We start from the raw sequence: 12,400 nt of genomic DNA on the forward strand, positions 1-12,400 counted from the left end.
GGCGCCGATGTGCCAGCGCCCCGGTGTAAATGCCCCGAACCCCCCCCAGGCCCGCAAGCCGCCGCCGCGCACGACGCGACGCAACGCCAGCCAGCCTCGAACCCTCCTTTTTCGAGACTGTCCATGCGTCCCACCCTGCTTGCCGTCGCGCTGGTCGCGGCGTTTCCCCAGGCCGTCCTGGCCGAAACCGCCGGCGCCGCCGATCCGGCCGCCGATGTCGCCGACTTCGACCGCGTGGTGGTGACCGCCACCCGCACCGAACGCGAGATCGCCGACGTGCCGAACACGGTCGACGCGATCACCCGCGAGCGCATGGACGAGCTGCTGGTGCGCGACCTGCGCGACCTGTTCCGCTACGAACCCGGCATCACCGTCAGCGAGAGTTTCGGCCGCTTCGGCATCGGCGACATCCGCATCCGCGGCCTCGGCGGCAACCGCGTGCGCATCCAGACCGACGGCATCGTGGTGTCGGACGCGTTCTCGATCGGCAGCTTCTCCAACGCGAACCGCAACTTCGTCGACCTCGACACCCTCGAGCGCGTGGAAGTGGTGCGCGGCCCCACCAGCTCGCTCTACGGCTCCGACGCCCTGGGCGGCACCGTTTCGTTCATCACCAGGGACCCTTCGGATTATCTGGAGGCGGGCAGGGACGCCCATTTCGGTTTCAAGCTCGGCTTCGAGAGCGACTGGAGCGGCCTGTTCGGCGGCGCCACCGCGGCCTTCGGCGGCGAACGCTGGTCGGGCATGGTCGCGCTCGGCCACCGCCAGGGCCGCGAAACGGAAAACATGGGCGAAGCCGGCGGCACCGGTGCGACCCGCACCCTGCCCAATCCGCAGTCGCGCGACGGCCGCAGCCTGCTGGCCAAACTGGTCTACGCGCCATCGCAGCGCCATCGCCTGCGGCTGACGGTGGAAGGCAACGAGGATCTCGCCGACACCGACATGCTGACCGCGCAGGGGTTCCAGGCGCTGACCGGCGCCATCAATACCCGCGTCGCCGCGAAGGACAGGCAGACCCGCGCGCGGCTGTCGCTGGCGCACGAGATCGACGGCCTCGACGGCTTCGCCGACGCGATCGACTGGCAGGTGTACCGCCAAGACAGCGAGACCACCCAGTACACCGTCGAGGAACGCACGCTGCCGGCACCGACCCTGCGCGATGTGCGCGAGCGCAGCTTCGACTTCGACCAGCGCCTGCACGGCCTGCAGCTGAACTTCCGCAAGTCGCTGGGCGAGGGCGTGGTGCACGACCTCGCCTGGGGGCTGGACGTGTCGCGCACCGACACCCGGCAGAAGCGCGACGGCCTGCGCAGCTTCCCGCTCACCGGCGTGCAGACGCCGGTGATGCTGCCGGACGTGTTCCCGGTACGCGATTTCCCCATCAGCCGCACCACCAGCTCGGCGCTGTACCTGCAGGACGAGATCGGTTTCGCCGAAGGCCGTTTCCGCCTGGTGCCCGCGCTGCGCGTGGACCACTACGACCTCGATCCGCGGATCGACGACATCTTCGCCGGGGACAATCCCGGTCTCGACGTGGTCGGCCTGACCGATACCAGCGTCTCGCCCAAGCTCGGCATGGTCTGGCATTTCAGCGGCGACTGGTCGCTGTTCGGCGGCTACGCGCGCGGTTTTCGCGCGCCGCCCTATGCCGACGTCAACATCGGCTTCACCAACGTGATGTTCGGCTACACCGCGATCGCCAATCCAGACCTGCAACCCGAAACCAGCGACGGCCTGGAGCTCGGCCTGCGCTACGCGGGCGATGCGGTGCATGCCAGCCTCGCCGGCTACCACAGCCGCTACGAGCACTTCATCGAGTCCTTCAGCTTCGTCGGCTTCAACGCCGAAGGGCTGATGGTGTACCAGTCGCGCAACGTGGCCGATGCCCGCATCCACGGCGCGGAGTTCAAAGGCGGCATCGAGCTCGGCGCGCTGTCCGCGGCGATGTCGGGCTGGTCGCTGCAGGCCGCGGCGGCGTGGTCGCGCGGCGAGGATCGCGACAGCGGCGAGGCGCTGGAATCGGTCGATCCGCTGACCGCGACCCTCGGCCTGGCCTATGGCGCGGAGCGTTGGGGCGTGGAACTGGCGGGGCGTTTCGTCGGCCGCCGCGACCGCCTGCCGACGCCGCCGGCGGGTACCACGTACTACGAGTCGCCGGGGCATGCGGTACTCGACCTTTACGCGCACTGGCGCTTCGCGCCCGGCGCCCGCGTCGACATCGGCCTGTTCAACCTGGCCGAGCGGAGGTATTGGCCGTCCGGCAGCGTGCCCCTGGTGAGCGAAGCCAGTGCCACCGTGGATCGCTACACCGCGCCCGGGCGCAACCTCGCCGTCAGCCTCTCGATCGACTGGTGATCGGCGAACCGATGACGCCAACCCCGGCCATCGCCGCGCCTGCGCCTTGCCCACAGCCCACCGCGCTGCCGACGCCGCACCAGCTGGCGCGGCTGGGCACCGTGCTGTGCCTGTACCGGCAGCAGCCGCGCGGCGAGCTGGCGGGCTGGTCGCAGGCGGTGCGCGTGGAAGCCGGAGTCGAGCTCGACAGCGACGGCGCCTGCGAACACCTGCTGTTCTACGACGCCGGCGATCGCTGCTGCTGGCGCCTGTACCTGTTGCCGGACAGCGATTTCCTGGCCTGGGAACGGCTCTCCGCGCGACTGCCGGCGCACGCGGCGCCGTCGACATCGAACGGCCTTGCCGAACGCCTGTTGCGGCGGCTGTCCGGCCCGCTCGGCGGGCGTTGGGCCGGGAGCGTGTTGCGGCTGCACGCGTTGCGCGGTGACGCGGGCGAGGTGCCCGCGCCGCACGCGGTCCTGGCCGCGAGCCTGGCGCCGGTCTCGCAGCTCGGGGCCGTGGTCGCGCATCGCATCGCGCAGCGACAGGGCGCCGACGCGCGCGACCTGGCCGATGCCTGCTGTTGCGAACGTGCCGCACGCGCCGCCGCACGCGTTTCCGCCCACCGCGATGCCTACGCGCCCGTCCATCTCGATTCCCGTCCACACTCCACAGGAAAGCAAGCATGAACCCGCCCGCGACCTTCTTCTTCGCGCTGATCCTGGCCGCGCCAGGCGTTGCCCCTGCGCAGGAAGCTTCCACGACGCCCGATCCCGACAAGGACCGCCAGGCGATCCTGGCGATGCAGGGCGAGTACCTCGTGCGCTTCGCCTTCGACGAGACGGTGCTGCTGGCACCCGGTTACGAGCGTGCGCCGGCCCAGCGCAGCGGCGGCGACGAAACGGTCATCGTGGTCGAGGACAGCCCGACGAAGATCGTGCTGCAGCACATCCTGCTCGACGCGAAGAGCGGCCATGTCACCAAGCACTGGCGCCAGGACTGGATGTACGAGGCGCCGCAGCGCTGGGAGTTCGCCGCGGACCAGACATGGCGCGTGCGCGAGATCCCCGCCGACAGGACCCGTGGTGCGTGGACCCAGTGCGTGTACGAAGTCAGCGATGCGCCGCGCTATTGCGGCACCGGGCGCTGGAACCACCGCTACGGGGTCGCGACGTGGACCTCCGACCGCACCTGGCGACCGCTGCCGCGACGCGAGTACACCAGACGCAGCGACTACAACGCGCTGAACGTGGAGAACCGGCACACCATCGTGCCCGGCGGCTGGACCCACGAACAGGACAACACCAAGGTCGTGCGTCGCGCCGACGGCAGCACCGAACGCACCATCGCCCGCGAGTCCGGTTTCAACGACTACCGCAAGGACACCGACGTCGACTTCCGGCCGGCCTACGACTACTGGAACGCGACCCGGGATTACTGGGCGAAGGTGCGTGCGCGCTGGGATGCCGCGCTCGCCCACCCCGAGGGCCTGCGCCTGGAGACGAAGGTCGACGGGATGGCGATGATCGTCCCGCTGTTCACCCAGGCCGGCGAGGTGCAGGAAGGCAAGGTCGTGGGCGACGCCGACATCGATGCGGTGTTCGCCGAGTGGGTGGCGCCCGCCGGCCCTGAACCGTCGCTGGCGGAATAGACACCCCGCGAGTCGCGCGGCACGCCGCTGCCGCGCATCACGATGCGGCGTCGATCCCGCGGCGTGCACCGGCGATCAGCACCAGGTCGGCGACGATGAATCCGGAGCGCGAGGCCTTGTCGGCGAACGCCACCGCCGGTGGCGCCGGCGGGGCGGGCGGCGCCGGCGGGGTCGAGACGGCCGGTGGTGCGGGAGGCTTCGGCGTGGCGGACGGCGACGGTGGCGCCGGCGGCGCGGGCGGTGCAGGTGGCGCCGGCCATGCCAGCTTCGGCACGGCGATGCGTGCCTGGCCGGGTTTGCGGTCGCGCAGGTAGTCGATCGCCACCCGGTCGCCGTCGTCCTTGCCGCGCAGCTGCGCCATCACCTCGCGCGGCGTCGTCACCGTCTTGCCATCGACACGGCGGATCACGTCGCCAGCCTGCAGCCCTTCGAGTTCGCCGGTCGACAGCACCAGCACGCCGCTGTCGGTGCCGAAGTAGCGCCCCAGCGCCGGGTCGACCGCAGCCAGGTTCAGTCCGTTCCAGCGGAATGCGGACAGCAGTCGTGGCGTCGGGCAATCCTTGCCCTTGCAGGCGCTGCCGTCGCGGCCGATGCGGATGATCTCCCGGCGCACGTCGGGCGCGATCCCGGGCACCGACTCCAGCGCCAGCAGCCCTGCGTCGAGTCCCTCCATTGCCGACGAGAGCGTGCGCTCGAACTGCGCCTCGTCGATCCATTCGAAGCGTCCGCCGTCGCCGGTGCTGAAGGCGAAGGCGCGTGCGCTGGGCTTCGGCGTCACGGTCGCGCTCGCCTTGCGGCCGCCGCGCTGGTAGCCCAGCGTCGCCGGCCGATCCGCCGGCAGCGCTGCGAGCAGCTTGCGCGCATTGGCCAGCCGCAGCTCCCCGGTGCTGCCCAGGATCTCCACGCCGTCCACCGACAGCAGCCGGTCCCCGCTGCGCAGGCCGGCCGTGGCCGCGGCGCCGTCCGGCGTGACCCCGGTGATGCGCACACCCGGCTGGTCGTCCGGGCTGAGCAGCACGCCGATCATCGGCCGCGTGCGCGCGTGTTCGACCCGGCTGCGCACGACGCTCGCGATCTCGCCCTGTTCGCGCGCGAGTTCGGCGACGCGGCTGGCGGCGCGGCGCAGCTCCTCGCGCGCGAGCGCGAGTTCCTTCGCGGCGTCGTCGTCGCGTGCCGGGTCGGACGCCGATGCGTTGCCTGCGAGCAGCGCGGCCAGGGCGAGGGCCAGCAGGGACAGGGGCGCGGTTTTCATGGCGGAACCTCGAATCGGGAACGGATGGGATCAGTCGACCGCGACCAGCGCCGCGTCGTAGCGGGTGCCATGCGCGGCGAGCCAGCGGCGGTTGCTTTCGAAGCCGGTGAGATCGCGCAGGCTTTCGACGCGCCGCTGCCAGAGCGCCAGCTGCGCCTCGCGCGACAGGCCGGGCTGCATCAGCGCCGCGTCGATCGCGGCCAGCTGGTCCTCGAACCGGTCGGCAAGCAGGGCCGCGGTCGCGCTGGACACGCGCTCGTCGCGGGCGACGGCGAGCAGCGACTCGAGCTGCGCGGATTCGGCGTACAGCTGTTCCAGCGGATCGGCGGCGGCGGGCGCGGCAGTGGTCGCCGGCGCCGGTGCGTCGACGCCCGGTCCTGGCCCCTGCAGCCGCCAGGGCACGGCGACGGCCAACGCCAGCACCGCGGCGCTCGCCATCCACAGCGGCCACCGCGCGCGGCGGGGGGCGTCGAGCTTCACGGCCAGCGCCTGCCAGCCGCCGGCAGGCGGCGATTCCGGCGGCAACGCGGCGAAGGCCTGTTGCCAGTCGCGGGGTGGAACGGAGTGTCGGGACGGGTCAGGCATGGGCCGACTCCTGGATCGATCTGGGGTCCGGTTCGAGCAGCGCGCGCAGGCGGCGCGTGCCGCGTGCCAGCTGCGATTTGGAGAAGCTCGCGGTGCGCTCCATCAGCGTCGCGATCTCTTCGTGGGTGTAGCCCTCTGCGTGGTACAGCCAGAGCACGCTGCGGGTGGTGGCCGGCAGCGCCGCCAGCGCCCGCCGCAGGGCGGCGGCATCGGCGGCGGCCGGCGGTGGCGGGGCGTGGTCGTCCGCTGGTTCGTGGACGTCCAGGTCGAGTCCGTCGGGCTGCTGCTTCGAGCGCCGCAGCCGCATCAGCGCCTCGTTGATCGCGATCTGCCGCAGCCAGCCCCAGAACGGGCTGTCGCCGCGGAAATCGCGGATCCGGTCGATCACCCTGAGCATCGTGTCCTGCAGCACTTCGGACGCCTCCTCGCGGTCGCCGCAGATGCGCAGCGCCAGCGTGAACACGGGTCGCTCGAACCAGCGGTAGACCTGCTCGAACGCCGCACGTTCGCCGGCCCGCGCGCGGGCGATCAGCGCGCTGGGCACTTCGATCGCGAAGCTCGACGGTGGCCGGGGGTCGGGCGGCATTCCCCATTGTGGATGCGGCGGCGGGGCAAACCGTCGCAGCCCGGTCACATCCGGCCTCGGGCGGTCGTCCCGGTCCTATACTCGACGCCACTGAAGAAAGGAGGGGAATCCCATGGGCGGAGGCATGTTTCTCACGGCGGTGCTGCTGGTCGCCGGCGTCATCATCCTGTTCAAGACCGTGCGCATGGTGCCGCAGGGCTACGAATGGACGGTGGAGCGCTTCGGCAAGTACACCCATACCATGGGCCCCGGCCTGCATTTCCTGATCCCGGTGGTCTACGGGGTAGGGCGCAAGGTCAACATGATGGAACAGGTGCTGGACGTGCCCAGCCAGGAAGTCATCACCAAGGACAACGCGGTGGTGAAAGTCGACGGCGTGGTGTTCTTCCAGGTGCTGGATGCGGCCAAGGCGGCCTACGAGGTGTCCAACCTCGAGGTGGCGTCGATCGCGCTGGTGCAGACCAACATCCGCACCGTGATCGGTTCGATGGACCTGGACGAGTCGCTCAGCAACCGCGAGACGATCAACGCGCAGTTGCTCAACGTCGTCGACCTGGCCACCAATCCCTGGGGCATCAAGGTCACCCGGATCGAGATCCGCGACATCCAGCCGCCGCGCGACCTGGTCGATTCGATGGCGCGGCAGATGAAGGCCGAGCGCGAGCGGCGCGCGGTGATCCTCGAGGCCGAGGGCCATCGCCAGTCGGCGATCCTGCGCGCGGAGGGCGAGAAGCAGGCCGCGATCCTCGAGGCAGAGGGCGAGAAGGAAGCCGCGTTCCGCGAGGCGGAGGCGCGCGAGCGGCTGGCCGAGGCGGAAGCCAGGGCGACGCAGATGGTGTCCGACGCGATCGCCCAGGGCGACGTGCAGGCGATCAACTATTTCGTCGCGCAGAAGTACGTGCAGGCCTTCGAGAAGCTGGCCACGGCCCCCAACCAGAAGTTCGTGCTGATGCCGATGGAGGCCAGCGGCATCATCGGCTCGATCGCCGGCGTCGCCGAGCTGGCGAAGGAGGCGCTCGGCAAGCAGCAGTCGGCCACGCGCGGCAATCCGCCGCCGCCGCCGCGTACGTCCTTCCCGACCGGAGACTGAGCCATGGAACTGCGCTGGGACGTGGTGGCCTGGGGGGCGATCGCGCTGCTGCTGTTCGCGGCCGAAGCGCTGGCGCCCGGGGCGTTCATGCTGTGGATGGGCTTCGCCGCGGTCGCGGTGTTTTTGGGCGTGCTGCTGGTGCCGGGGATTCCGATGCTGGCGCAGGTCGCGGCGTTCGTGGTGCTGAGCTTCGTCTCGATCCAGGTCTATCGCAAGTTCGTCCGCGGCCGCGGCCACGAGCGCGAAAGCGACCATCCCAACCTCAACCGGCGCGCGTTCCAGCACATCGACCGGGTTGTGCCGCTCGACCAGGCGATCGTCGCCGGCCGCGGGCGGGTCAAGATCGGCGACGCGTTCTGGGTGGTACAGGGCCCGGACCTGGAAGCGGGCACGCCGGTGCGCATCGTCGGCACCGATGGCGTGACCCTCCGGGTCGAACCCGCCGCCTGAAGCTCGCCTCCGCCCGCGGTAGGAGCGCCTTCAGGCGCGATGCTCTTCACGGGATGGCTGGTATGAGACGAAAAGCATCGCGCCTGAAGGCGCTCCTACAGGTGCCTGCGCGCCCGCGATTGTGTAACAGCGTGCACCGCCGATAGCGTGCCGACATGGGCCATGACCACGACCACGCCAGCGCCGCCAGCATCCGCCACGAGAAGCCGCTGTGGTGGGCGCTGGCGCTGATCGTGGTGTTCGCGGTGGTCGAGGTGGTCGCCGCGCTGGCGACCAACAGCCTGGCGCTGCTGTCGGACGCGGTGCACATGGCCACCGACGCATTCGCGCTCGGCGTGGCCCTGATGGCGGTGCGCCTCGGCCGGCGCCCCCCCGACGCGCGCCGCAGCTTCGGCTATGTCCGCACCGAGGCGATGGGCGCGATGCTCAACGGCCTGCTGCTGTTCGTACTGGCCGGGTACATCCTGTGGGAGTCGGTACATCGCTTCCTGGCGCCGCCGCCCGTGGCCTCGCTGGGCATGCTGGTGGTCGGTGTCGCCGGGTTGCTGGTGAACCTGGTCGCGATGCGACTGCTCAAGGCCGGCAGCGAAGAGAGCCTCAACGTCAAGGGCGCGTACCTGGAAGTGTGGGCGGACATGCTCGGCTCGGTCGGCGTGATCGTCGGTGCGCTGGTGATCCACTTCACCGGCTGGCGGCTGGCCGACCCGATCGTCGCGGTGGCGATCGGGGTGTGGGTGCTGCCGCGCGCGTGGCTGTTGATGCGCCAGGCGGGCAACGTGCTGATGATGGGCGTGCCCGACGGCATCGAACTGTCGCAGGTGCGCGCGGCGCTGGCCGGGCTGCCGGGCGTGTCCGACGTGCACGACCTGCACGTGTGGGCGCTGGCGTCGCGCCAGGCGGCGATGACCGCGCACCTCGTGGTCGACGACGGCGTCGATCCGCACGCGCTGCGACACGATGCCGGGGAGATGCTGGAGCACCGGTTTGGCATCGGCCACGCCACCCTGCAGGTGGAAGGCGCCGACTGCCTCGGCCCGGACTGCGGCAGCGGCCGCACCCGCGGCCACGATCACGGCCCGACCGACGGGCGCGACCACCACGGCCACCACGGCCACCACGGCCACCACGGCCACCACCACCCCTGAGCGACCGCGGCGCGCGGGCAGCGTGGGGCGATCTGGGATAATCGCCCCATCGCCCTCCGGACCGCGCCCATGACCCGCAAGACCATCCTCAACGACAGCCATCGCGCGCTCGGCGCGCGCATGGTCGACTTCGGCGGCTGGGACATGCCGATCCACTACGGCTCGCAGATCGAGGAACACCACCAGGTGCGACGCGACGCGGGCATGTTCGACGTCAGCCACATGACCGTGGTCGACCTGCACGGCGACCAGGTGCGCCCGTTCCTGCGCCGGCTGCTGGCCAATTCGATCGACAAGCTGAAGCGGCCGGGCAAGGCGCTCTACACCTGCATGCTGAACGCGCAGGGCGGGGTGATCGACGACCTGATCGTCTACTTCCTCGGCGGGGATCGCTTCCGCCTGGTGGTCAACGCCGCGACCCGCGAGAAGGACCTGGCGTGGATCACCGCGCAGGCGGTACCGTTCGGCGTCGAGGTGGCCGAGCGGCCGGAACTGGCGATGATCGCGGTGCAGGGCCCCAATGCGCGCGATCGTGTGGCCGGGCTGCTGGACGCGGACGCCGCCGCGACGGTGTCCGCGCTCGGCAAGTTCGCCGCGGCCGAACTCGCGGGCACTCGCTTCGGCGACCTGTTCGTCGCGCGCACCGGGTACACCGGCGAGGACGGTTTCGAGGTGGTCGTGTCCGATGCCGGCGCCGTGGCCCTGTGGGACGCGCTGCTCCGCGCCGGCGTCAAGCCGGCGGGCCTCGGTGCGCGCGACACCCTGCGCCTGGAAGCGGGCATGAACCTGTACGGGCAGGACATGGACGACACCGTGACGCCCTACGAGGCCGCGCTGGGCTGGACCGTGGCGCTCGACGACGGGCGCGCGTTCAACGGCCGCGAGGTGCTCGAAGCGCAGGCGCGCGACGGCGCGCCGCGGCAGATGATCGGACTGGTGATGGAAGACAAGGGCGTGCTCCGGCACGGCCAGAAGGTGCGCACCGCGCACGGCGAGGGCGAGATCCTCTCGGGCACCTTCTCGCCCACGCTCGGCAAGGCGATCGCCTTCGCGCGGGTGCCGGCCGGAGACCTTTCCTCCGGTGTCGGCGTCGACATCCGCGGGCGGGAGGTACCGGTGCGCGTGGTGAAGTTCCCGTTCGTGCGCGACGGCAAGCCGGTCTAGGTTCCGCATCCCGACAGGCGGCGCTTGCGGTGGCGCCGCCCTGCTTCGCTACACTAGCCGCACCTTCCCCCAGACCCCGCACGATCCGGAGCCCAGCATGAGCGAGATCCCTGGCGACCTGAAGTTCATGAAGTCCCACGAATGGGCACGCGTCGAAGGTGACGGCAAGGTCACCATCGGCATTTCCGACCATGCCCAGGGCCTGCTCGGCGACCTGGTCTATGTCGAGCTGCCCGCGGTCGGCGACACCATCGAGGCCGGCAACGCCTGCGCGGTGGTCGAGTCGGTCAAGGCCGCGTCCGATGTCTACGCGCCGGTCTCGGGCACCGTCACCGCGGTCAACGCCGCGCTGGCCGACAAGCCCGAGACGATCAACGAGGACGCCTACGGCGAAGGCTGGCTGATGGTGGTCGAGGCCAGCGAGCCGGACCAGCTCAACGACCTGCTCGATCCGGACGACTACGCCGAGCTGCTCGAGGAAGACGACCACTGAGTCGTTGCGCGGAGGGTGCCGTCACGCATCCTTCGCGCCTGCCGCGTCGGGCAGGCCCTCGCGTCCATCGCGCCGCCGCTTCCGATCTGCCGTCCGACGAACACGCCTCGACTTTCGTCTCGTCCCGCTCCCGCATACGTCGTTCCCATGCATCGCGACGACGTTTCGAAGACGTCCGGTCGCCGGAAAAGTTTGCGCACTTTCGCGCAAATCGGTTTGTGCGGCGCGCGAAATCCTGGTTTCGAAGGCGGCACCCGACCGTTGGCGGGAAAGCCTTCAGGTACGCGACGCGCGCATCCGGAAGTCGCTCGCGTCCCGCGCAAGAAAACTCCCGGGTCGGCGGCAGATTCTCAAAAGGCACTTGTTTTCGGCGCTTTCGTTGCGGGCGCGGATGCGGACAGCGCAAGCGACGCGATGCGTCGCCGCTCCTGCATCCGGTTCCGGTGCGGAGCGCGCGGACGCGCGCGCGGCTCGCGGGCGGAAGAATTTTCGGCGAAGGGTGTTGACAGTTGAAAAAAGCGTGATTAGGTTTCGCCCCAACAGACGTGGCCACAGAACGAGTGAGTCAGCACCCAGCGAAAACGCGCAGCATAAAAAAGACATCCGCCCCGGACTTGTACAAGGTGGATGCAGGCACCGTCTCCGCTGCAAAAGCCACGACCCTTCCTACCGGACACCTGCGGCGCCCCGAGTCGCAGGTGTTTTCGTCTTACCGGGACCGCGAACCCCCGATCGCGTCGTCCCTGCCGAATCCGTTCCGGCGCGCCTGGCGCGCCGGCGGTTGTGCGCGGGTCCGATACCCGCGCGCTGCTTGAGCACTGGGCAGTCGTACTGCAAGTCAACTGACGAGGAGAGCCATCACATGGCCGCGAAGAAAGCTGCAAAGAAGAAGGTTGCCAAGAAGGCAACCAAGAAACCCGCGAAGAAAGGCGCCAAGGTCGCGAAGAAGAAGGTAGCGAAGAAGGCTGCCAAGAAGGTCGCGAAGAAGAAGGTAGCCAAGAAGGGTGCCAAGAAGGCCACCAAGAAGGCTGCCAAGAAGACCACCAAGAAGGCCGCCAAGAAGAAGGTAGCCAAGAAGTCCGCCAAGAAGGCTTCGAAGAAGACCGCCAAGAAGGCCTCGAAGAAGACCGCCAAGAAGCCAGCCAAGAAGGCGACCAAGAAGACTGCGAAGAAGGCGGCCAAGAAGCCGGCCCGCAAAGTCGCAAAAAAAAAGGCTAGGAAATCAGGCAAGGGTTCGGCAGTAGCGATGCCGCCGATGCCCACGCCCCTGATCTGAAACCCCGATTAGCCGTAACCGAAGCTCCTTCTCCGCGTGCCCAGGCGGAGAGGGAGTTTTTTTTTGGTTCTTCGCCCGACTCCGGGCGTGTCGGCGGTTGCGAGAGCGAAGAGGGGGCGGCCGCCCGATCGCTTCGCGTTCTCTCCCGTCGCCGGCTGCCGGCCGCAGCGAGGCGCAGCTGGCGGGCGCGAGCGGCCGGGCCTCGCTTCGCCACCACGCACGGGATATCGTTTCCGGTGGTCGCCGTCGGCCGTCCCGGCGGACGGTGGGCCGGTTGCGCATCCGTGGCGTCAGCGCTGGCGCGCGTCGGGCGGCAGCGCGGGTCGCAGACCCGGTCGGTGGCCGGCCAGACGGACGGGGTCTCGCCAGCGCGC

The 12,400-nt window shown here is 70.0% G+C and carries 12 protein-coding genes; 9 read left to right on the forward strand and 3 right to left on the reverse strand.

What is annotated here, in order from left to right; translation table 11 throughout:
• Positions 1-123: 123 nt before the first annotated feature.
• From JMO03_RS13805 to JMO03_RS13815, 3 genes are read left to right on the forward strand one after another with little or no spacing between them, the layout of a single operon-like run.
• Entirely contained in the window at positions 124-2,355 is a 2,232-nt protein-coding gene (locus tag JMO03_RS13805) for a TonB-dependent hemoglobin/transferrin/lactoferrin family receptor (RefSeq protein WP_202844228.1), read from the forward strand.
• Between the two features lie 11 nt (positions 2,356-2,366).
• Positions 2,367-3,023, forward strand: a complete 657-nt coding sequence (locus JMO03_RS13810; protein WP_202844229.1) for a Hemin transport protein — start codon at positions 2,367-2,369, stop codon at positions 3,021-3,023.
• Complete coding sequence (locus JMO03_RS13815; protein WP_202844230.1) at positions 3,020-3,985, forward strand: DUF6607 family protein; 966 nt, start codon at positions 3,020-3,022, stop codon at positions 3,983-3,985. The genes JMO03_RS13810 and JMO03_RS13815 overlap by 4 nt, the downstream gene beginning before the upstream one ends.
• 37 nt (positions 3,986-4,022) lie before the next feature.
• On the opposite strand, the gene JMO03_RS13820 is transcribed toward JMO03_RS13815, so the two are convergent.
• Genes JMO03_RS13820 through JMO03_RS13830 form a run of 3 tightly spaced genes read right to left on the reverse strand, consistent with a single transcriptional unit; the run spans position 4,023 to position 6,408 of the window.
• The gene (locus JMO03_RS13820; protein WP_202844232.1) at positions 4,023-5,237 is read right to left on the reverse strand and encodes a PDZ domain-containing protein; all 1,215 of its coding nucleotides are present in this window, start codon (positions 5,235-5,237) and stop codon (positions 4,023-4,025) included.
• 30 nt (positions 5,238-5,267) lie between these two features.
• Positions 5,268-5,822 (reverse strand): hypothetical protein, encoded by a 555-nt coding sequence (locus JMO03_RS13825; RefSeq protein WP_202844234.1) that lies wholly within the window; start codon positions 5,820-5,822, stop codon positions 5,268-5,270.
• On the reverse strand, positions 5,815-6,408 hold the full coding sequence (locus JMO03_RS13830; RefSeq protein WP_202844236.1) for an RNA polymerase sigma factor: 594 nt from the start codon (positions 6,406-6,408) through the stop codon (positions 5,815-5,817). Before JMO03_RS13830 ends, JMO03_RS13825 begins: the two co-directional genes overlap by 8 nt.
• A gap of 112 nt (positions 6,409-6,520) precedes the next feature.
• Here JMO03_RS13830 and JMO03_RS13835 point away from each other — a divergent pair, with 112 nt between their 5' ends.
• From JMO03_RS13835 to JMO03_RS13860, 6 genes are all read left to right on the forward strand, one after another.
• Positions 6,521-7,498 carry an SPFH domain-containing protein gene (locus JMO03_RS13835; RefSeq protein WP_202844238.1) on the forward strand — a complete coding sequence of 326 codons (978 nt, stop codon included), beginning with the start codon at positions 6,521-6,523 and terminating at the stop codon, positions 7,496-7,498.
• A 9-nt stretch (positions 7,499-7,507) separates the two neighbouring features.
• The gene (locus JMO03_RS13840) at positions 7,508-7,948 is read left to right on the forward strand and encodes an NfeD family protein (RefSeq protein WP_202844522.1); all 441 of its coding nucleotides are present in this window, start codon (positions 7,508-7,510) and stop codon (positions 7,946-7,948) included.
• A gap of 155 nt (positions 7,949-8,103) precedes the next feature.
• Positions 8,104-9,093: a cation diffusion facilitator family transporter gene (locus JMO03_RS13845; protein WP_202844240.1), complete on the forward strand. Its 990-nt coding sequence runs from the start codon at positions 8,104-8,106 to the stop codon at positions 9,091-9,093.
• A gap of 69 nt (positions 9,094-9,162) precedes the next feature.
• On the forward strand, positions 9,163-10,257 hold the full coding sequence (gene gcvT / locus JMO03_RS13850; RefSeq protein ID WP_202844241.1) for a glycine cleavage system aminomethyltransferase GcvT: 1,095 nt from the start codon (positions 9,163-9,165) through the stop codon (positions 10,255-10,257).
• A gap of 97 nt (positions 10,258-10,354) precedes the next feature.
• Positions 10,355-10,750: a glycine cleavage system protein GcvH gene (gene gcvH / locus JMO03_RS13855; protein ID WP_202844243.1), complete on the forward strand. Its 396-nt coding sequence runs from the start codon at positions 10,355-10,357 to the stop codon at positions 10,748-10,750.
• An 862-nt stretch (positions 10,751-11,612) separates the two neighbouring features.
• Entirely contained in the window at positions 11,613-12,026 is a 414-nt protein-coding gene (locus JMO03_RS13860) for a hypothetical protein (RefSeq protein ID WP_202844245.1), read from the forward strand.
• Positions 12,027-12,400: the final 374 nt, after the last annotated feature.

Origin of the sequence: Luteimonas saliphila (assembly GCF_016774335.1) — a bacterium.
GTDB classification, from domain to species: domain Bacteria; phylum Pseudomonadota; class Gammaproteobacteria; order Xanthomonadales; family Xanthomonadaceae; genus Luteimonas; species Luteimonas saliphila.

Excerpts from the sequence above, each read along its gene's own strand:
- JMO03_RS13805 (WP_202844228.1), top strand. The coding sequence starts at position 124 with ATGCGTCCCACCCTGCTTGCCGTCGCGCTGGTCGCGGCGTTTCCCCAG.
- JMO03_RS13810 (WP_202844229.1), top strand. The coding sequence starts at position 2,367 with ATGACGCCAACCCCGGCCATCGCCGCGCCTGCGCCTTGCCCACAGCCC.
- JMO03_RS13815 (WP_202844230.1), top strand. The coding sequence starts at position 3,020 with ATGAACCCGCCCGCGACCTTCTTCTTCGCGCTGATCCTGGCCGCGCCA.
- JMO03_RS13820 (WP_202844232.1), bottom strand. The coding sequence starts at position 5,237 with ATGAAAACCGCGCCCCTGTCCCTGCTGGCCCTCGCCCTGGCCGCGCTG.
- JMO03_RS13825 (WP_202844234.1), bottom strand. The coding sequence starts at position 5,822 with ATGCCTGACCCGTCCCGACACTCCGTTCCACCCCGCGACTGGCAACAG.
- JMO03_RS13830 (WP_202844236.1), bottom strand. The coding sequence starts at position 6,408 with ATGCCGCCCGACCCCCGGCCACCGTCGAGCTTCGCGATCGAAGTGCCC.
- JMO03_RS13835 (WP_202844238.1), top strand. The coding sequence starts at position 6,521 with ATGGGCGGAGGCATGTTTCTCACGGCGGTGCTGCTGGTCGCCGGCGTC.
- JMO03_RS13845 (WP_202844240.1), top strand. The coding sequence starts at position 8,104 with ATGGGCCATGACCACGACCACGCCAGCGCCGCCAGCATCCGCCACGAG.
- gcvT (WP_202844241.1), top strand. The coding sequence starts at position 9,163 with ATGACCCGCAAGACCATCCTCAACGACAGCCATCGCGCGCTCGGCGCG.
- gcvH (WP_202844243.1), top strand. The coding sequence starts at position 10,355 with ATGAGCGAGATCCCTGGCGACCTGAAGTTCATGAAGTCCCACGAATGG.
- JMO03_RS13860 (WP_202844245.1), top strand. The coding sequence starts at position 11,613 with ATGGCCGCGAAGAAAGCTGCAAAGAAGAAGGTTGCCAAGAAGGCAACC.